12 protein-coding genes and 1 tRNA gene are annotated in these 20,134 nt (G+C 56.4%); 5 read left to right on the forward strand and 8 right to left on the reverse strand.

Annotated features, from left to right (window positions below; genetic code table 11):
* Positions 1 to 114 precede the first annotated feature (114 nt).
* From A1355_RS10195 to A1355_RS10230, 8 genes are all read right to left on the reverse strand, one after another.
* Positions 115 to 834: a dienelactone hydrolase family protein gene (locus tag A1355_RS10195; RefSeq protein WP_064027629.1), complete on the reverse strand. Its 720-nt coding sequence runs from the start codon at positions 832 to 834 to the stop codon at positions 115 to 117.
* Between the two features lie 20 nt (positions 835 to 854).
* Positions 855 to 1,337 (reverse strand): low molecular weight protein-tyrosine-phosphatase, encoded by a 483-nt coding sequence (locus A1355_RS10200; protein WP_064027631.1) that lies wholly within the window; start codon positions 1,335 to 1,337, stop codon positions 855 to 857.
* A gap of 376 nt (positions 1,338 to 1,713) precedes the next feature.
* Positions 1,714 to 2,715, reverse strand: a complete 1,002-nt coding sequence (locus tag A1355_RS10205) for a cytochrome-c peroxidase (protein WP_064027633.1) — start codon at positions 2,713 to 2,715, stop codon at positions 1,714 to 1,716.
* Positions 2,716 to 2,915: 200 nt separating this feature from the next.
* A complete protein-coding gene (locus tag A1355_RS10210; protein WP_157197838.1) occupies positions 2,916 to 6,380 on the reverse strand; it encodes a response regulator in 3,465 nt (1,154 codons plus the stop codon).
* A gap of 5 nt (positions 6,381 to 6,385) precedes the next feature.
* Positions 6,386 to 6,919, reverse strand: coding sequence for a YfiR family protein (locus A1355_RS10215; RefSeq protein WP_064027637.1), 534 nt, complete (start codon positions 6,917 to 6,919; stop codon positions 6,386 to 6,388).
* Entirely contained in the window at positions 6,919 to 9,855 is a 2,937-nt protein-coding gene (locus tag A1355_RS10220; RefSeq protein ID WP_197471777.1) for a TonB-dependent receptor, read from the reverse strand. The genes A1355_RS10215 and A1355_RS10220 overlap by 1 nt, the downstream gene beginning before the upstream one ends.
* A 46-nt stretch (positions 9,856 to 9,901) precedes the next feature.
* Complete coding sequence (locus tag A1355_RS10225) at positions 9,902 to 11,932, reverse strand: EAL domain-containing protein (RefSeq protein WP_064027643.1); 2,031 nt, start codon at positions 11,930 to 11,932, stop codon at positions 9,902 to 9,904.
* 30 nt (positions 11,933 to 11,962) lie between these two features.
* A complete protein-coding gene (locus A1355_RS10230) occupies positions 11,963 to 12,385 on the reverse strand; it encodes a response regulator (RefSeq protein ID WP_064027645.1) in 423 nt (140 codons plus the stop codon).
* Positions 12,386 to 12,668: 283 nt separating this feature from the next.
* Here A1355_RS10230 and A1355_RS10235 point away from each other — a divergent pair.
* From A1355_RS10235 to A1355_RS10255, 5 genes are all read left to right on the forward strand, one after another.
* A tRNA-Ser gene (locus A1355_RS10235) sits at positions 12,669 to 12,756 on the forward strand.
* A gap of 431 nt (positions 12,757 to 13,187) precedes the next feature.
* Positions 13,188 to 13,814, forward strand: a complete 627-nt coding sequence (locus A1355_RS10240; protein WP_064027647.1) for a class I SAM-dependent DNA methyltransferase — start codon at positions 13,188 to 13,190, stop codon at positions 13,812 to 13,814.
* A 156-nt stretch (positions 13,815 to 13,970) separates the two neighbouring features.
* Complete coding sequence (locus A1355_RS10245; RefSeq protein WP_139306172.1) at positions 13,971 to 14,489, forward strand: hypothetical protein; 519 nt, start codon at positions 13,971 to 13,973, stop codon at positions 14,487 to 14,489.
* Between the two features lie 780 nt (positions 14,490 to 15,269).
* Positions 15,270 to 17,996 carry an ATP-binding protein gene (locus tag A1355_RS10250; protein WP_064027651.1) on the forward strand — a complete coding sequence of 909 codons (2,727 nt, stop codon included), beginning with the start codon at positions 15,270 to 15,272 and terminating at the stop codon, positions 17,994 to 17,996.
* Positions 17,993 to 20,134 carry a putative bifunctional diguanylate cyclase/phosphodiesterase gene (locus A1355_RS10255; RefSeq protein WP_064027653.1) on the forward strand — a complete coding sequence of 714 codons (2,142 nt, stop codon included), beginning with the start codon at positions 17,993 to 17,995 and terminating at the stop codon, positions 20,132 to 20,134. The genes A1355_RS10250 and A1355_RS10255 overlap by 4 nt, the downstream gene beginning before the upstream one ends.

Raw genomic sequence — 20,134 nt, forward strand, 5'->3', positions numbered from 1 at the left:
CCATAGCGGTCGACGGCAAGCGCATCGACGGGTGGGCCTGAGTTGTCAATTCCATTTACTCAGTACCGACAGGTTTGTAAAGCCGGCAATTATAGCAAACGCCCCCCAGCCACGTCAGGCAAAAATCTCCGCCAAAAAGTTTTGCATCGCTTGCCACGAACGCCGGTCGGCGAGCGGCTGGTACACCGTGCCGAACCCCGGATTATTGGCCACCGGGTTGGTAAACGCGTGCAGGGTGTGACCGTAGCTATGCAGTTGCCAATCGGCACCGGCTTTGGTTAATTCGGCTTGCAGCGCGATAACCTGCTCCATCGGCACCATCGGATCGTCGTGACCGTGCAAGGCCAAAACCTTGGCTTTTATCATGGGCTCCGGAATGTTGGCGGGCGGCGAGAATAGACCGTGGAAGGCCACCACGCCTTGAATATCGGCGCCGGTCCTGGCTAAATCCAACGCGCACAAACCGCCGAAGCAAAAGCCGATCGCCGCAATTTTGCGATTATCGGCCCACGGCAATAATTTGGCCGCCGCCAACGCCGCCAGCGTCCTACGCTGCAACAAGGCGCGATCGGCCATGAAGGGCTGCATCAACTTGGCATTTTCATCGGGGCCGCTGCCTAACACGCCTTTTCCGTACATATCGACCGCAAACCCCAAGTAGCCCAATTCAGCCAATTTTCGAGCCTTGCCGGCGACAAATTCGTCCCGCCCACCCCAAGCGTGATGAATCAACACCAGCGGGCGCTGGCCGCTAACCGCGTCGTCGTACGCGAAATATCCTTCCAACAAGGTCTCTTGATCCAGATAAGCAACCGTGTTTGCCACTATGGCCATGTCCTAACTCCTTTGGATGGTTACAAACGACCGGTCTGACGCAGGGACTCCAGAAAGGCTTCGGAGGCTTGTTCGACCAAATCCAATACCCGTTCGAAGCCGTAACTGCCGCCATAGTACGGATCGGGGACCTCATGCTCCAGTAGATGCGGCGCATACTCCAAAAACAAACGGATTTTATGCCGATGATCCGGCGGACACAGCTCGGTCAGACTCTCCCTGTTCTCGCTATCCATCGCCAATATGTGGTCGAAATGGGCAAAATCCGCTGCCGATACCTTGCGCGCGCGCAGGTGTTTCAATTCCACGCCGCGATCGCGAGCGGCTTTTTGCGCGCGTAAATCCGGCGCGTCGCCGACGTGATAGGCATGCGTGCCAGCGGAATCGATCTGAAAGCGATCGGCCAAATTTTGACTTTCGATCAAATTGGAAAACACGCCTTCCGCCGTCGGCGATCGGCAAATATTGCCCATGCAGACAAAGAGTACTTTAATTTTATTCATATAGGTCAATTACTTACTAAATTAATCGCTGCAAGATCGCTTCTAGAATCGCCAACCTTGAGTCTTTGACAACAAAGCTAGCGCGCCTATTTTAGTCGTCCGGCGGGATTTTAGGGTAGAGATGCGGCCTTTGGTCGACAAGAACCCGCAACCGATACGCTCGCTCGGGGAAGAGCCTTCTCGTTCGCTGTGCGTGCTCCATAAAACGCCACCATCGCTATAAAAATCGCACAATAGACCCAATCAGCCCCGGCATTCGAGCTGATAGTACTCGTCGGAGACTTTAATTGGCGTGGCGCTTTTGCTGAGGCAAGGACAATCGTCCGTGACAATAAAAAAGGGGCCTTCCGGCCCCTTGTTTGACTTACAGCGCGGATTAGTTGAAAGCCTTGCCTGGCGTGCCGGGGAGATGCGGCATACTTTGTGTCGGAAATTCGCCGCTCAGTGCGTTCAAAAATGCGACGATGTCGGCTACTTCGGCGTCGGACAATTCCTTATTCAATTGCAGTTTTGCCATCAACCATACGGCTCTGTCCAAGGTTTTCACGGAGCCGTTGTGAAAATACGGTGCGGTCAGAGCGACATTCCGTAACGTAGGTACTTTCCAAAAATGCTTGTCGGCATCGCTTTTGGTGACTTCGGCGCGGCCCAAATCTTTTTGGAAATGGTATTGCGCTTCGAAATATCCGTTGGAATTCACTGGGAATTTTTGGAACATGCCGGCACCGTTAAAGGCTGGACCGCTGTGGCAACTGGTGCAACCGATTTCGACGGCTTTTTTCATGCCGCGTACTTGTTGTTCGGTCATGGCGTTGGTATTGCCTTCGACATATTTGTCGTAAGCGCTGTTAGGCGTAATTAGCGTACGTTCGTAAGCCGCGATAGCCTTGGTCGCATTATCCTTACTGATCGAGTCCTTGCCGAAGGCTTTTTCGAACGCATCTTGGTAGCCTTCGATGGTTTTCAGGCGAGCTACCACGTCGTCCCAACTTTTCATGCCCATTTCAATCGGGTTGGTGACTGGACCGGCGGCTTGCTCTTCCAGGCTGGCCGCGCGGCCATCCCAAAATTGCACTGCGTTGAAAGCCGCATTCCAGACCGTCGGCGCGCTACGTCCGCCGGTTTGACCGTTCACGCCCATCGAGTTGGGTCGATTATCTTCGCCGCCCAGCATGGTGTTGTGGCAAGAGGCGCAAGCCACGGTGCCGGTCGACGACAATCGCGGATCGTGGTAAAGCATTTTTCCCAACGAGACTTTTTCGGCTGTGGTGGGATTGTTTTCCGGTGCCGGAGCGCTGGCCGGCAAGGATTCCGCGGCTGATGCGGACAAGGAACCGGTCATCGCCAATGCGGCGACCAGCAAACGAATTTTTAACATAACCATCCTCCTAAAAGTAATTATTGTTAGCTCAAGGCTGCCGAATTGTAAGATATTGCCGTGCGGCAGGTAAATCTAAATGCACGGTCGCCACTGCTACGACTTGGCCCATGCTTGAAGTTGAAAAAAGACAGAGGAGTTCGTGTTTTAGAGTACTGAATGTTCTCCATTCCCCGCCTATCCGTGGTAGCTCGACATCTTCATGGGTTTTCCGGCTGCAAGCCATCGCGCAACCGCGCTAATTGTAGCTGGGCTTCGTCGATTGCAAAGCGATCGATTGATTTGGCGATCGCGTCAAGTTCCGCCTGCCATCCCCCCCCTGCCGCCAGCGCCCGCAGCTCCGCGAGCGCCGATTCTACCGCGCCAAGATCGGTGTCCAAGATCCTCGCCAAACGCTCGGCGGCCTTGGCGACTTCCTGGGTATTGACGACGGGTTTCGGCTCCACCACGTTTTCCGGCTGTTTCGCCGCCAAATCGGTCAATTCGAGGATAATCCGCGCCAAGCATTGCTCCAAATCGGCGAGTTGCGCTTCGGCCGGCGGGTGGCTTTGCTTTAACACCGCGTCAACAGATGAGGCCGCTTCGAACAAGGCTTGCGCGCCCAGGTTGCCGCTGACGCCTTTCAGCGCGTGGCAATGCGCTTCCGCTTCTTCGAAACGCCCCGCTTCGATCGAAGCACGCAGTTCTGTCACCGAGTCGGCGTAATGCGCCAAAAATCGCAGCAATTGCCGCCGATAAGCCTCCGAATTGCCGCCGATGCGCCGAATGCCCTGCGCGACATCGATATGACGTAAACACTGCAGATCCGCCGGGTATGCGACGCTAGCCGTTGCCGAGGCTGGGGGAGTCTGGCTCCCGGTGCCGGCGATCCAGGTGGTCAACGAAGCCAGCAAACGCTCGGGATCGATCGGTTTGGTGATATGGTCGTTCATGCCGGCTTGCAGACTTTTTTCGACGTCTTGCGCCATGGCGTGCGCCGTCATCGCGATAATCGGCATCGCACCGAAACGGTCGGCGCCGTCGGCTTGGGTTAGCGACCGGATTTGCCGTACCGCTTCCAAGCCGTCCAGCACCGGCATCTGAATATCCATTAACACTGCGTCGTAAGCTGTCTGACAGACTTTCCGCACCGCCTCCTCGCCATTCACTGCCTCGTCTACCTCCAGGCCGTGTCCGCGCAATAATTCGCCGGCAAACTCACGGTTGATTTCGTTATCCTCAACCAGCAAGATGCGGCGACCGTGTAATGGTCCGGTTTCCACGCCACCTGTCAGGCGCGGCTTGAATTTGTCGGCCATGCCCTGGATACGGCCACGTCCCAAGGCCGACAGGATGGCATCCAGCAAAGACGACGGCGAGACAGGTTTAATCAAGAAACCGTCGATGCCGACCTTGTCCGCCAGGCGCATGACGTCCTCGTTGCCGTAAGCGGTGACCATGATCGCCTTAAGCCCCGCCAAGCGAGGGTCGGCGCGCATTTGTTCCACCACTTCATCGCCGTTCATGCCCGGCATGTGCCAGTCCACCAACACCAGTTCGTAGGATTGAGTTGCGGTCGCTTGGTGCAATTCGGTCAAGGCTTCGGCACCGCTGGCGGCAACCCCAATGCGTACGCCGAACGGCCTGAGCATATCGGCAATGATTTCCCGCGACGCTTCGTTGTCGTCCACCACCAACACCCGGACGTCAGTCAACAGCCGGCCAACCTTGTCCTCCAGCGATTGCGACCGCAGCGCGCCGTCACCGACAATACCCAAACGCGCGGTAAAGCAAAACGTCGTCCCCAGACCCGGCTCCGACCAATCGATCCAGATTCGGCCTCGCATCATTTCCACCAGTTTCTTGGAAATGGCCAGTCCCAAGCCGGTACCGCCAAAGCGCCGACTAGTGCCTTGGTCGGCCTGAGTAAATTCGGTGAACAATTTATCGCGGTCGGTTCGCGACATGCCGATGCCGGTATCCCGCACCGTGACCAGCAGTTCCATTTCGGTCGGCGCGACGACGCGGCCGTGAAACGCCAGTTCCAATTCGCCACGCTCGGTAAATTTCAACGCGTTGCTACACAAATTGGTCAACACCTGCCCAAGACGCAACGGATCGCCGATTAACAGCGGCGGAATTTCCGGGTCGTGCCGAATCAAAAACTCGATATTTTTTAAGCCGGCTTGATACCCGATGACATCGGCCAATTGATCGACGACCGCATCGAATCGGAATTCGGCTTGCTCCAACGTCAGTTTACCGGCCTCGATCTTGGAAAAATCCAGAATGTCGTTAAGGATGCCTAACAAGGCCCTAGCCGAGCTATATGCTTTGGCCAAATAGTTGCGCTGCGACGCGCTGAGTTCGGTTTGCAGCGCAAGATGCAGCATGCCCAGCACGCCGTTCATCGGCGTGCGGATCTCGTGCGACATATTGGCAAGAAACTGACTTTTGGTTTGAGTGGCCGATTCGGCAGCATTGCGAGCTTCCTTCAGCGCGGTTTCGTATTGTTTGCGTAACGTGACGTCTTCGTAGGTACTGACGAAACCACCGTCGGAAATCGGCCCGCCGCTGATTTCCAACACCTTGCCGTCGGCCCGCGTCCACACGTAGCGGTGTGGTTGAAAGCGACTGATTCTTTCCAGGGCTTCGCGCAACTCGGCCTTGGTTTCGGCGTAACGCAAGGCATCGTCATGTAAATCAAAACGTTCGAAATCGCTGTGATCGCGGCCGGTTTGCAACAATTCTTCCGGATAGCCGCGCACGAGAGCCAATTGCTTGTTCCACACCAGCAATTTCAAATTGGCGTCGAAGGCAATCAAGCCTTGCGACATGCTGTCCAGCACTGTCGTCAATATCGCGCCGTTGTGCGCCAGTTTGACGTTGGTTTCGGCCAACTCGGCGGTCCGCGCCGCCACACGGCGTTCCAGGTCCTCATTGACCGCCGCCAGTTGATGGCGGCTTTCCGCCAACTGGCGATCGCGGTTTTCGATCGTCGCGATCATGGTGTTAAACGCTGAAATCAATGCGCCGAGTTCGTCGTTGCTGTGGCGCTCGGCGCGCAGCGTGTAATCCTGACTGCGGTTGATGGTCTCGACGGTTTTTTTTAGCTTAACCAACGGCGCCGAGATCACCCTTTGCAAGCGCGAAGCCATCAAAAATGCGATGGCACCCGCCAATACCACGATTAGCGATGCCGCGATCAACGAACCCCGCCAGAGATTATTCAGTTCCGCCAAACTGGCCACGATCAACACCCGTCCGACATGCTGACCGTCCAATTCGATATCCTCGGCCATTCGACAAAATTGCTCACCGAAAACCGCCAGTCCGACCTGTTGCCGCGCCGGCCACGAGGCCGGACAAGATTCGCCCCGCCGATATTCGGCGAATAAGCCGCCCTCGGCGTTGTAAATACAGGCGGACACCACCGCGGGCTTGACGCCCAACGCGCTAAGATTGGCTTCGGCGACGCCCGGATCCCCGAAGGACAAGGCGACGGTGCTGCGGCCGGACACAATCCGCGCCAACGACTGCAAGTCCTTGGCCATATCTTCTTTCAGACGCATGCGCTCGTGCACGACGAAACCGGTTCCGGCCAGTAACAGCGCGACCAGGCTGGTTACCAAGATAATCAGCACCAATTTAGTTTTGATATTGACGTCGAGTGAGCGGACCGGCATGGTTTTCAAGGTTTGGAGGGAACGACGATACGGGCAATTTCCATCAACAAGGCATTAACCTTGAGTTGAGCGCCGCTGACCGTTTGGGGGTTGATTTCGACTTTAATCTGATCTTGTTCGCGGTAAAAGCCTATCCCGCCGCCGCGCGCCGCGAATCCATGTTGGTCGCTGACGGTCAGCACCGCCCTGCTCTTCGTTTGCTGTAACAGTCCCGGCAACATCGCCGAATCCCCATCGATGTACAGCAATTGGCATATCTGCAACTCCTCGGTTCCGGACCAGATTTGCAAGGCTCTACCCTTACTATCGCGGCTGGCCAATTCGCCGAGTTGTTCGACCACCGCGTCGGCGCCGACCACGCAAACATGCAAGGGTTCGTCGCCGGGCGTCGGCCATTCGACCAGCCGGGTGAAATTAAACAAATATCCGGCTTTGATTTTCGCGTCGGCACTATCCGCCGCCACCGGCCAAGCCAACCAACACATCGCCCACAAGGCGATAAGGCGACAACGGATCGCCGAAATGCGGGCAGCGCGCATTAGAACTCCAGCCGCGCCGTCAATTTCAGCGTCAGCGGCGGACCGGCCAAAATCGACGTCGGCGCGCCGAAGTCGGTCGAGGCGAAGTTGCTATTGAAAGCGCCGTAATTTTTGAAGTCGAACAAGTTCAAGACGTCCAAACGTAACTTAAATCGCGTATCTCGCGGAGTGTCGAAATTTTTGATTAACGCAATATCGAATTGCCGATAGCCCCACCATTCGCCGGGAAAAATAAAGTCGTAACCACGCGGCGTGTAGGTATCGAAACGGCAGGCACCACTGGTGCAATTGATGCCGTAGCGGGTTTCGGGCGTGGCCAGCGTCAATTTGGCGGCGAAGACCACATCCCACGGTAAATCGACGCTTGCGGTGGTTACGATTTTGTGGGCGCGTACTCCAGAGGTATCGAGCCAACCGACGCTGTGAGTATCCGGCTTTTCAAACAAATAGCTGCTGTTATCCACGAAGGATTGCGGCTTGTTTTCCCGAGAGTCGGTATAGGTATAAGCAAAACTAGCACCCCAACCGCTTTCCTTGACGTAAGGCTTCTCGGCTTTTAAATACACCGAATTGGTTTTGGTTTGCACGCCGTTGTCGAACAGGATCAACTGACCGTAGCCCGGAACCGCTTGAAAAGTACCGCCAAGGTCGCTGCCGGCCCGGTAAAAGCTGCCGTCGGCATTACGTCCGCCCAGCACGCCCACCAAACCATCGTAGCTATGCACGTGCGACACCGCCAGTTCGGTATACCAATCGCCGATACGGTTGCGGATGCCAAGGCTGAATTGATCGGCGAACGGCGTTTTCAGGTTGTTGCGCATTAAGTTGATTTCCCGGCTGGCCGGAGTGGCGCCGGTCAATGCGCTGAGTTGCTCGCCGTTGTAATTCAAATAGGCCGGATCCCAGGCGATGCAGTCGGCCGCCGCGCCGCAATCGTAGTTCGGATCGCCTTGAAACGCCACGCTGAACGACGGGTAACTGCCTTTAGTGCGCTCCAACTGCAACACGTCGTAAATGTTGCGGTCGTAGGCTCTCCCATAACCGCCGAACACGACGTGACGCTGATCGCCGTCGAAGTCGTAGGCAAAACCCAGGCGCGGCGCGATGTTGTCGGCGTCGGCTCGGCGGTTATGGCCGTTGCTGAGATAATCCTCGAGATTGTAGCCGCCGCGGCTGCCGGCGATATTGCTCCAGTCGCGCAACGCGCTCGCCACGCCTGTCGGCGTGACGAAATTCAAGTAGCCGGGGTTGTATTCGTAATCCCAGCGCGCGCCCAAACTTAAACTTAGATGTCGATTCAATTCCCAGTCGTCTTGTAGATAGAGTCCGACTTGACTGACGTCGGTCGATGTCGCGCCGTTGCCGTCGCCCAATCCGGCCATCGGCGCGGCCCAAGTGACCCGGTAGGGCGTCCCGTCCGGGTTGTTCAGGTTGTAGCTGAATTGAGGATTGTAGGGATCGCGTTCCAGTGCGTTCAATTCGATGTACTTCAGCTTTGCGCCGACTTTGACGACGTGCGAACCGTGCCAATTCAAGCCGCTGAAGGTCAAATCGTCTTGCAAGCCAGGACCGCGTTGGCCTTTGTCTTGAAAGTTACCGGCGCCGCCGCCGTTCAGGACCGTGACGCTGCTTAAATTACCGCCGCTTAGGCTACCATCCAAACGCTGTAGCAACTGTCCGGCATTCAAATGCGCCGGCTGTTGCCGCCAATGGCTATCCTCGTAGGTGAAGCGCGCTTCGTTAACCCAGTGTTCGGCGGTGTATTGATATTTGAAGTCCAGGCGTTTTTCGGCGTTGCCCTTGTCCAGCGCGTTCGGTTCGGCATTGCCGCCGCCGATACCCAGTATTTGCGTTTCGTCGCGCAATTTAAACGAGGCCTCTAGCGAGTTGCGCTCGTCCAGCGCCCAATCCAGCTTGGCGAAGAACAGATCGGCTTCGAACGGCCGATTCGCCTCGCCGAGCAGGGATTGGTAGCGGGCCGGCAGCGCCCCACCGTCCGCGGTGCGCACGCCGGCGAAATCGTCGTTTTGTTTGCGCTCGTAAGCGACGAAAAAATGCGCCACGTCGCGGGCGATCGGTCCGCTCAAGGTCACGCCGTATTGGGCCTGCATATTGTCGTAGCGTCCGTTCAGCGTTTCGCTGGGCGTGGCGGCGCGCAAATCTTGATTGGTGTGGTCGTAAAAGGTCTCGCCGTGAAACTGATTGCCGCCGGATTTGGTCTGCACCGAAATCACCGCGCCGCTGGCTTGATCGAACTCGGCTTTGTAGTTTTGACTGATCACTTTGTATTCGGCGACCGCCGATTCCGGAAACACGTTCCCTCGACTGGAATCCTGGCCGGCCACGCCGCCGCGCACCACGTAATTTTTTTGGCTGACGCCGTCGATATAGAGATTGACGCTGTCCGGACGCTGACCGCCGCTTTGCAAGCGGGTACTGCCGTCCTGATCGGTTACCACGTTGACGCCGGGCGCCAGATCGGCGTAGTTCAGGAAGTTGCGGTTGATCTGCGGCAAGCGTTGCATTTGTTCCGGCGTCAGGTAGGTCGCCAGCTCCGGGTTGCGGATTTCCGATGCGGTTGAAGCGGATTCGGTGCCGGCTTCGGCGCCGACCGCCAAGTCCAGCGTCATGGCCTGTCCGACTTGCAAGGTCAGCGCCTGCTCGATACTGCGGCCATCCGGCGCCAATACTTTCAACGAATAGCGGCCGGGCCGCAATGCCATCAACACATAGCTGCCGCCCTCGCGCGACACGGTGCGGGTCGAAAAGCCGCGATCCAAATGGGTGACGATGATTTGGGCGCCCGCTTGATCGGCTGAGCCGGGCATTTCGACCCGCCCGCGTAGCGTTGCCATGCTGGGGTCGGCCCGAGCCGGCAGCCACCAAGCCACGCTCAACAGGCCGATACCGGCCAGCCGGCCAGCCTGCGCTGGCATCGACCGAAGCCATTTGATCGGAGCTGAGCTTTGGTCCGGCATGCCTTCACGCGTCCGATTCGGTATAGCTGGCGGCCGCCACCGGCGAGGGCTGGCCAATGTAATAGCCCTGGGAATAATCGATACCCAGTTCCTTGACCTTGGCCTGGATACGCGGACTGCCGACGAATTCAGCGATCGTCTTCATCCCCAGGCGCCGCGCCGCATCGACGATGACGTGAGCGATCGCTTGCGAATCGCGGCTATCGATGATGTTCATGATGATGGAACCGTCGATTTTTAAATAATCGATCTTCAGCCGTAACAAATGCGCGAAATTGGAATAGCCGCTGCCGAAATCGTCGATCGCGAAACGGCAACCTCGGGCCTTCAGCTTTTCAATAAACTCGGCGATCTCGCCGTAATTTTCGATACCTTCGGTCTCGGTGATTTCCAAGACGATGCGCGGCCCAACCTCCGGCGGCGACAGGCGATCGTACAGAAACGCGGCGGTATCGGCGTCGATGATGTCTTCGACGGTTAAATTCAGCGCCATCAAACCGCTACAATGGGGCAAGGCCTCGATCACTTTGTTGACCATGGTTTTGGTCAGCGCCGTATATTGGCGGGAGCGTTTGGCCACGCCGAGAAAGGTAGGTGGAATCACCGTGCCGTCCTCGTCTATCATCCGCATCAAGGCTTCGTATTCGACAATCCGGCCGGTGGCATTGTCGACGATGGGCTGGTAGTAGGGCACGATCCGGCCGCTGGCTAACGCCGAGCGAATCTTTTGGCTCCAGCGGATGTTGTCGCGGTAATGCGATTTGACCTCCATTTCCTCATCGTAGATCAGGTAATCGCGTTGTTCGGCCCTGGCCCTGGCCAACGCCAGCGCGGCATGGGTATAACAGTTGTCGGTACCCTGGCAAATCCCGGCAGTGACTTGAATGAAAATACGGTCCTCGTCGCAATCGACCGGTTCTTCCTCCAAGTGCCGCATGATGCGGGCTATCAAGGACGCGAACTGCTCCAGCGTGCAATCGTCGCCAACCGCCAGCATCGCGAACAAATCGCCGCCAATGCGGTAGGCTTCGACCCAGCCGCCGCCCATCCGGTCCAAACGTCGGCCGATTTCCAATAAAACCTTGTCGCCGTTGGCCAAGCCGTAAAAGTCATTGATGGCCTTGAATTGGTCGATATTGATCATGCCGAGCAAAGGACGGCTGGCGGCTTCCAAGTCCTGCATCAATTTGACGCGGTTGGGCAGTCCGGTCAATTTGTCGGTGGCTTGTTCGCGGATCAGTTCTTCCTGGTGTATCAAGCAAGTGACGTCCACGCTGCAAGACATGTATTCGCTGGGACGGCCGTCGGCACCGACTACCGGTACGATGGTATTGTTGATGTAAACCGTGTCGCCATTCTTGCGGCGATTGCAATAAATCCCGCGCCAAACATCACCGCCGGCGATGGTCTGCCACATTTCCCGAAACAAACTGCATGGCGTATCCGGATCGGCAATGAGTTTATGGGTTTTTCCGATGACTTCGTCGCGGCTGTAACCGTAGGTATCGACAAAGGCATCGTTGACGAAGGTGATCACGCCGGCCGCGTCGGTACGCGAGACGATGTTGGCGGCATCGGTTGCCCGAGTATACTCGTTGAGCCGGTGCAGGCGACCTTCCAGCGCGCGCCGCAGGCGACTCAGTTCCAGGTGCGTTTTGACTCTGGCGCGAACTTCGTCGATATCGAAGGGTTTGGTGATGTAGTCCCCAGCCCCCAACGAAAAGCCGCGGATTTTTTCGATCGCGGCGTCAACCACCGACACGAACAAAATCGGAATCGCTTCGGTGGCTGGATTTTCCTTGATACGCTGGCAGACTTCATAACCGTCCATGCCCGGCATCATCACGTCCAGCAACAATAAATCCGGCGGGGTGGGGCCGAATACCAAGTCCAGAGCTTTTTGGCCATCGGTGGCAACCAGTATGCCGTAGTCGCCCTTCAAGGCTTCCAGCAGACCATGAATGTTCTCCGGTAAATCGTCGACAACCAAAATGGTTGGTCGGGACTTGCTGACAAAATTGGCATTTTTACTCATGAATTCGTAAGACTCGGGCAGTGAAGCCAATTATAGTCGGCCATAGCGTTTACGATAGGCGGCTAGGGCCAAGTGGGTTCGGACTCTGGCCAGCAAGGTTTCCGGCACGACCGGCTTGGTCAAATAATCCGCCGCACCCATCTGAAATCCCTTGGCTTCGTCGCCCGACTCCGATGCGGCGGTTACGAAGATCACCGGGATGTCGGCAGTGGCGTCCGAGGCCTGCAAGCATTCCAACACCTGGTAGCCATCCATTTCCGGCATCACCACGTCCAGCAGAATCAAATCCGGCACGGGTTGGCGCTGGGCGATCTCCAAGGCTTTCTCGCCGGAGGTTGCCGCCAGAATCGCATACTCGCCGCGGAGTATGTTCAATAGGGTGTGCAAGTTCTCGTGAACATCGTCGACGATCAAAATCCTGGATTTGTCGCCGGCGCTATAAGTGTCAGGCATGGACGCCGCCTCCCAACGGCTGAAATAATGTCTTTAGTGAATTCAATGGCCTACTGATTGCCGAATCGGCACAAGCCGGTTCCGCGGTTTGATTCGAGACAAACATCAACGCTTGCCTCGCAGCCCTGTCGAACCCGCGCTCACCTCGATCCACCTTGCATTTGCTGGGTGTATCGAGTATCCTACCAAGGATAAATCAGTCACCGTTTTTTAAAAAAAGCCTTCCGGCTATCGCCGAGGGGTTGAACAACCTTAGCATGTTTCTTCCGACTGATTCACACCTGGAGAGATGGCCGAGCGGTCGAAGGCGCACGCCTGGAAAGTGTGTATACGGCAACGTATCAAGGGTTCGAATCCCTTTCTCTCCGCCACCGAATATTTTAAGGCCTTGATAAACTCCAGTTTATCAAGGCCTTTTTTATTGTTTGAATTTCCAGTTCGAGCCTGTCTTAGTTTTACCATCGGATAAGCTCGCCGATTCCTAAATCCTTTTCAAGATGTCGGCTCCCCAATCCGAAGCTTTCGATTAGTTTGCGTGCCGGCCCAGGTTCGAGGCCCGTCCGCACACCGCCGGATGGCTTATGTGCCATGGTCTTCGCTTAGAGCATAATCAGTTTTAGCCTCGTCGTACCCAAGCGGTGGATGAGCTAACGACCGCAGCCGGATTTCGAGGAATAGAAGAGTTTCGGAGACTCCTTACGCTGGTAACATCTGGCTGAACAACGTTGCTGGATAGACCTTACATTTGGCGAGCCGGCGACTTCACGCGATACTGACAACCTTCGATTGCAGAGCAAACTTCATGGAAACCGACAGCGAACAACTGACCGAAATCGAAGCCGCCACTTTGAATCATTACGACCTCAATGCCGAATCGTTTTGGGAAGGCACCAAGGATCATGACGTCAGCCAGAATTATGCGGCATTTTTACGGGCGTTACCGGGAGATCGAGCGCTGGATATTTTGGATCTTGGATGTGGGCCAGGCCGGGATCTGTTCTATTTTAAAACCTTAGGCCACAGACCGGTCGGACTGGACGGTAGCGCGAGATTTTGCGAGATGGCGCGCGCTCACAGCGGCTGTCAGGTATTGCGGCAAAATTTTCTAAGTCTGGATTTGCCGACTCAGGGTTTCGATGGCATTTTCGCCAACGCCTCGCTGTTTCATATACCTAGCCGCGAGTTGCCGCGCGTGCTAGATCAGTTACATGCCGCACTAAGATCCGCTGGGGTCTTGTTTATATCCAATCCTCGCGGCAACGGTGAAGGTTGGTCCGGACAACGTTACGGCCATTTCATGGAAATTGACGCGAGCCGAACGTTTTTGGCCGCGGCCCGATTCGAGATCCTCGATCACTACTACCGACCGCCGGGCAAGCCCCGCCACGAGCAACCTTGGTTGGCGCTGACCGCGCGCCGATTGGACTGAACCCACCGGCGACCGGCCCGACGAGATCCAGGGTGTTGGTTTTTATTTTTTGCATCGAAATCCGATTCAGGTGGGTTTCGGCTTGCCTAAGGTCCTCTACCAAACGCAAAAACTCGGCTAGTCTTAGGCATTTGGCGAAAACTAAGGAATATCGAGTTGGAAAACCGTAGACCCAACGTGATCGATTTTGAAGCCTCAGGGTTTGGTGTCGACAGCTATCCCATTGAAGTCGGGGTCGTCTTGGCCGACGGTCAAAAATATTGCGCTTTAATCAAACCGGCTCAAAGCTGGCGGTTTTGGGACGGCGAAGCCGAACGAGTTCACGGCCTTAGCCGTGAGCTGCTGTTGGCGCACGGCAAGCCGATCCAGGTGGTGGTTGGCGAGTTAAACGCCTTTCTCGGTAACCGCGTAGTGTATAGCGACGGTTGGGTCGTCGACAAACCCTGGCTTTCCAGACTGTATTACGACGCCCATGCTCAACCCAGTTTTTATTTAAGTCCGTTGGAAAACATTTTGAAGGAAAGCCAGATGGCGATCTGGAGCGAGATCAAGCACGAAGTGATAGAGACGCTGGCGTTACAACGCCATCGCGCCAGTAGCGATGCGCTGATCGTCCAGGAAACGTTTGCTCGCACCAGGGAAATAAGCGCACTACCTGCTGGATCGCCCGCATGACGACAAAGCGTTCGGACGGAGTCCTACCCTATGTTCCTGGTTATTACGCCTCGCGATAGCACGAGCGGGCAAGCTCGCCAGTAAGGCTATGGCCGCGGTAGCGCGGGCCGACACGTATCCTGGAAACCGGCGAATCTGTCGGTCCGATACCGCGGAAATTGATTCAACAAACGCCTGCGCAAGCAAAAAGTCGTAGTTTATTTTAAGTCGCCTAGCTTACCGCCTACCCCATTCGGCATACCACTCTTTACGTGGCAGCTGCTATGGTCAGCGCTCGCCGTGGCTTTTCAACGTATTATCCGCTAGGCGCAAAGTCAGGATTAGTTGTTGTTTGTCCGATTTGAGCAACGCTGTTTTGCGAGTTCTGCATTCAGAGCCATGGCGGGCACGTTGCGACCCATACCTCGCGTCTGGATCTCGACACCCGCGACAGCGCCAACCCAAATCCCCTCCGAAACCGCGAGCATTACCGAGAATCCGACAAAATACCATCGCGCGAACGGCTCGATTCGTTTGTGCTTGTGCAAGCGGGGCCGTTGCTGGAACGCCTAGCCCTCATGCTACGCGGATCGCGCTATCGGGCACCATCCGCCGTTTTGCTGGCGGATTCACAAAATAAAGCTATATTGGTAATCTTTAGACTAACATACGCCGTGCTAAGACCCGTGAAAGAGTCGCGAGCAAGGCCTAGGACAGCCTAACCAAAACGATAGAGTATGTGACGAACGCCTATTCGGCGACGGTTGACCGGCTTAATTCCACGAGGAGGCTTGGCGGACCATGGCGCGACGCAAACTGCCCGATTTGCCGATGAAGCAAAAGCTTTTGTATTTGCAGGAGCTGACCGTGGCGCTGGCCTTGCTGTTTACGTTGCCGATCACCAGTCTGACGCAAATTCATCAGGAGCGGAGCCGTTTGGAAACCGAAACCCGTTCATTGAGCACGATGGTGGGATTTAGTGCTAGCGCCGCGCTGTTGTTCGACGACGTCAAGACCGCGAACGGCGTGCTGGCGACCTTGCGCGGTAAACCGGAGATTTTGTCCGCGCAACTCTATAGCAGGGAAGGCTTGTTGTTCGCGCAATATCCCTCAAGCGATACAACGCCGGATGTCCCGCGCGACTTGAGCGACGCGCGCTTGGAAAACTCGAGCAACGGCTGGCGACTGACCGAACAGGTCTTGATATACCCGGTTAGCGGCGAGGGTCCCGAAATCATCGGACATCTGCGAATGGCCGTCGATTTACGGCCGATGTGGCGGACGGTGTTAATCAATATGGCGCAACTGTTCGGCGCGTTGCTGACCGCGGTGGTGCTCGCGGTGTTATTCGGCCGTAATTTGGCCAAATCGATCGCCGCGCCGCTAACCGCCTTGTCGTCGTTGGCACGCAAGGTTTCGCAAGATAACGACTACATGGTGCGGGCCGGCGGCGGCGGAGACGACGAGGTCGGCCAATTGGTCGCCAGCTTCAATTCGATGATAGAACGCCTGCAACAACGGGACGCCGAGTTGGCCAAGCAACGCGAAAATCTAGAAAGGCAAGTCGATCTGCGTACCGTCGACTTGCGCCGAGCCGTCGCGGAGGCGCAGGCCGCCAACGTCGCCAAGTCACAGTTTCTAGCGACGATGAGCCACGAAATCCGCACGCCGATGAACGGTGTATTGGGCATGACCGAATTATTGTTGGGAACCCGGCTGGACGACACTCAACGCCAATATGCGGAAACCGTATTCAGCTCCGCGGAATCGCTATTGACCATTATTAACGATATTCTCGATTTTTCGAAAATCGAAGCCGGCAAATTGCAACTGGAAACCATCGATTTCAGCCTCTACGAACTCATCGAGCAACTGTCGGCGTTGTTCTGGGAACGGGCGCGCGCCAAGCATATCGAGCTGGATTGCAGAATCGACGCCAGCGTCGCCGACGCGGTCCGAGGCGATCCGCACCGTTTGCGGCAAATTCTGACTAACTTGTTATCGAATGCCATCAAATTCACCGAACGCGGCTCGGTGGGTTTGTACGTCTCGGCGGCGGAAGCCGATCCGGCCGCACCGGAACGGCGGCTACCCTTGGTGTTTCGGGTGGTCGATAGCGGCATCGGTATCGCCGAAGAAATCTTGCCTAAACTGTTCAAGCCCTTCAACCAAGCCGACGGATCGACCACCCGCAAATACGGCGGTACCGGCCTGGGATTGGCCATCTGCAAGGAATTGTCCAGTTTGATGGACGGGCGGATCGAAGTGCGCAGCCAGTTGGGCGTCGGCTCGCAGTTCACGGTCTATTTGCCGCTCGCCCCGGCCGGCGCTCTCCTGCCGCCGGTCAACGTCGACCCGATTTTGCGGGGACGACGCGCACTGGTGGTTGCCAACGGCCAGCTGGACGTAGAATGCTTGTGCTTGGAACTCTCCGAACTTGGCGTGCATTTCAAGCTCGCAGCGAACGAGGCATCTGCCCTCCTACGGTTGGAAGAGGGCGCAAAATCCGGCATCTATTACGATTTCATTTTGTTCGATGCGGTGATCTTGGACGTCGGCGTGTTGAATGAACGCCTGCAAACCTTACCGCGCCTCGCCTCGATTCGCGCCGTCGAAATCAGTGGCGCTAGCGGCCCCGACCCGAAACGACCGCCGCCGGACTGGCCGGTTTTATACCAGCCCATTCAACGCCAAGCGCTCAGGGAAGTATTGTTGCGTGGAGTAAACGGTAAACCCAGCATCGCCGACTTGGTGGCGATCCGTTGCGATCGTCGGCGAATATTGTTGGCGGAGGATAATCCGGTCAATCAAAAAGTCGCCAAGGCCATGCTCGATCAATTGGGATATCGGGTCAGAATTGCCGATAACGGCAAGTCCGCGCTGCACATTTACGAATCCGAACCGATAGACTTAATCTTGATGGACTGTATGATGCCGGAGATGGACGGCTATTCGGCCGCCAGACTGATTCGAGACAGTGAACGCCAACAAGGCGGCGCCCGAATTCCGATTATCGCGCTAACCGCCAACGCCATGGAGGGCGATCAGCAAAAATGTCTGGACGCCGGCATGGACGACTACGTCAGCAAGCCGTTTTTACAGCAAGCCCTGGCGAGTAAAATTGGCCGCTTTCTACCGAATTCCGGCAACAACGAATCACCGGCCCGTCCGCCCATCGACAAGGACCTGGACAAATTGGACAACAGCGCGCTGGATACTTTACGGCAGATCGGCGGCGATCAGTTGGTCACGGAAGTCGTCGATCTGTTCCGTCAGAATGCGCTCGAACAAATCGACTTAATCGCCACCGGACTACGCGAGCAAAACCCCCAAGCCGTGCGTTTCGCCGCGCACGCGTTGAAGTCGGCGGCCGCGAATATCGGCGCGCGAGGCTTGTCCGAACAAGCGAAAGCCATCGAGCATGCGGCCCGCGACAATACGCTGGATTTCGACGACCGGCTTGCCCTGACCTTGCAAAACAGCTATAAACGAGTGCTTGCAAAGCTTGCTAATCCGGATCCCGAATGACCTCCCCGCCATCCTCCCGTAGTCTGATATTGGTCATCGACGACGACGACATGATACGTCTGATGTTGACGAACATCCTGGACCGGGAGGGCTTCGCGGTGATCGGCGCCAGCGACGGCGAAACCGGTTTGGAGCGTTTGGCGGCAGACCAACCCGATCTGGTGTTGTTAGACGTGATGATGCCCGGCATTAGCGGCTTCGACTGCCTGCAAAGCATTCGCGCCCAGCCTGAAAAACGCTTGCTGCCGATCGTCATGCTGACCGGCGTCGACGATCTGGAGTCGGTCAATCGCGCGTTTCAGCTTGGCGCCACCGATTTCGTCGCTAAACCCATCAGCTGGGCCACCCTCCCGCACCGTTTGCGTTATCTGCTGCGGTCCTCCGCTGCTTTGGCTCAACTCGCCAAAAGCGAGGCGGAACTGCGTAAGGCGCAGAAAATCGCCCAGCTGGGTAGTTGGGAATGGTGGGTCGATACCGACAAAATGATCTGGTCGCGCGAAGTGTTCAATTTACTTGGCGTCTCTCCCGAGCACTTTCAGGCTAGTTGTCAAGACTTGTACGCGGCGGTGCATCCCAGCGAAGTGGGGATCTTGCGGCAGGCCATCGACCTGTGCTTGAAAAATCGCCGCCAATTTCGGCTCGACCTCCCGGTTGTCCACCGCGACGGCGGGGAGCGTATCGTTCACATCCAGGGCGAATTGATCGTCGACGGCGAATCGGCGACCCGGATACAAGGCACGCTGCAAGACATTACCGAGCGCCGCCATATCGAGGAAAGAGTCAGATTTTTATCGTACTACGACCCGTTGACCGGACTGCCGAACCGGGCACTATTTCGGGAAATTCTGGCCGAGGCGATGGCGCAATGCAATCATCAAAATAGCCGGATTACGACCTTGTTCGTTTGCATAGACCGCTTCAGCCGCATCAATGAAACATTGGGCCCAAGAGCCGGCGATCACGTCTTGAAAATGTTTGCCGACCGCTTGGTCGCCGAAGTCCGCGACAGCCACGGCAAGGCGGGAGGCGCCTTTGGCGGCGAATCCACCGTGTCGCGTTTAGGCGGAAACGAGTTCACGATATTGCTTAAACACGCCGACGACGATCAAACCGGCGTGCGCGTGGCCCGCCAAATTCTCAGAACCCTGGAACCCGCCTTCCAAATCGACACGATCGAGTTATTCCTGGGCATCAACATCGGCATCGCGGTTTATCCGGGCGACGGTAGCGACGAAGACGCTTACATTAAAAACGGCGAGTTCGCGATGCACCATGCCCGCGAACAAGGCCAAAACACCTATCAATATTTCAGCAAATCGTTGAATGCGGTCGCGTTCCAGAAACTGGCCATGGAAAACAGCTTGCGGCGGGCGCTGGACCGGGACGAATTGCTGCTGTTTTATCAAGCCAAGGTCGATATGCATCGTCAGCGCGTGGTTGGCGGCGAAGCCTTGATCCGTTGGCGCCATCCGGATCTGGCACTGGTCGCGCCGTCGCAGTTCATTCCCATCGCCGAAGAATCCGGGCTGATCGTGCCTATCAGCAATTGGGTGCTGGAAACGGTGTGCCTGCAAATCCGCGAATGGCAAGATCGCGGCATCAGTCCGGCCATGGTGATATCCGCTAACGTCTCGGCCAACCAATTGCATCAACCGGGCTTTGTCGGCCATGTCCGCAACGCCTTGACCCAGGCCGGCATCGCACCGGAATGCTTGAAACTGGAATTGACCGAAAGCATGTTGCTCGACCATGTCGATGAAGCGCTGGTCACGTTACGCGAATTGCGCGCGTTGGGGGTGAAGACCAGCATCGATGACTTCGGCACCGGCTATTCGTCGTTGTCGTATTTGAAAAAATTGCCGATATCGGAATTGAAAATCGACCGCTGCTTCGTCCGCGACTTGCCGGATAACGAAGACGACGTAGCCATTACAACCGCGATATTGGCGCTAGCCCGGGCCTTAAGCCTGGATGTGATTGCCGAGGGCGTCGAGAATCAAGCGCAGGCCGAATTTCTGATGGCCGGCGGTTGCCATATTGCCCAGGGTTTTTTGTATCACAAGCCGGCCCCGGCCGACGAGTTCTTCGATTTCGTCGCCCATTTCAACCAAGCGACGCTGTCCAACAGCGGACGATAA

Origin of the sequence: Methylomonas koyamae (assembly GCF_001644025.1) — a bacterium.
GTDB lineage: Bacteria > Pseudomonadota > Gammaproteobacteria > Methylococcales > Methylomonadaceae > Methylomonas > Methylomonas koyamae_A.

Bases quoted from the DNA above. Each gene is read 5' to 3' on its own strand.
- A1355_RS10250 (WP_064027651.1), top strand. From the start codon at position 15,270: ATGGCGCGACGCAAACTGCCCGATTTGCCGATGAAGCAAAAGCTTTTG.
- A1355_RS10215 (WP_064027637.1), bottom strand. From the start codon at position 6,919: ATGCGCGCTGCCCGCATTTCGGCGATCCGTTGTCGCCTTATCGCCTTG.
- A1355_RS10240 (WP_064027647.1), top strand. From the start codon at position 13,188: ATGGAAACCGACAGCGAACAACTGACCGAAATCGAAGCCGCCACTTTG.
- A1355_RS10205 (WP_064027633.1), bottom strand. From the start codon at position 2,715: ATGTTAAAAATTCGTTTGCTGGTCGCCGCATTGGCGATGACCGGTTCC.
- A1355_RS10195 (WP_064027629.1), bottom strand. From the start codon at position 834: ATGGCCATAGTGGCAAACACGGTTGCTTATCTGGATCAAGAGACCTTG.
- A1355_RS10210 (WP_157197838.1), bottom strand. From the start codon at position 6,380: ATGCCGGTCCGCTCACTCGACGTCAATATCAAAACTAAATTGGTGCTG.
- A1355_RS10255 (WP_064027653.1), top strand. From the start codon at position 17,993: ATGACCTCCCCGCCATCCTCCCGTAGTCTGATATTGGTCATCGACGAC.
- A1355_RS10220 (WP_197471777.1), bottom strand. From the start codon at position 9,855: ATGCCAGCGCAGGCTGGCCGGCTGGCCGGTATCGGCCTGTTGAGCGTG.
- A1355_RS10200 (WP_064027631.1), bottom strand. From the start codon at position 1,337: ATGAATAAAATTAAAGTACTCTTTGTCTGCATGGGCAATATTTGCCGA.
- A1355_RS10225 (WP_064027643.1), bottom strand. From the start codon at position 11,932: ATGAGTAAAAATGCCAATTTTGTCAGCAAGTCCCGACCAACCATTTTG.
- A1355_RS10230 (WP_064027645.1), bottom strand. From the start codon at position 12,385: ATGCCTGACACTTATAGCGCCGGCGACAAATCCAGGATTTTGATCGTC.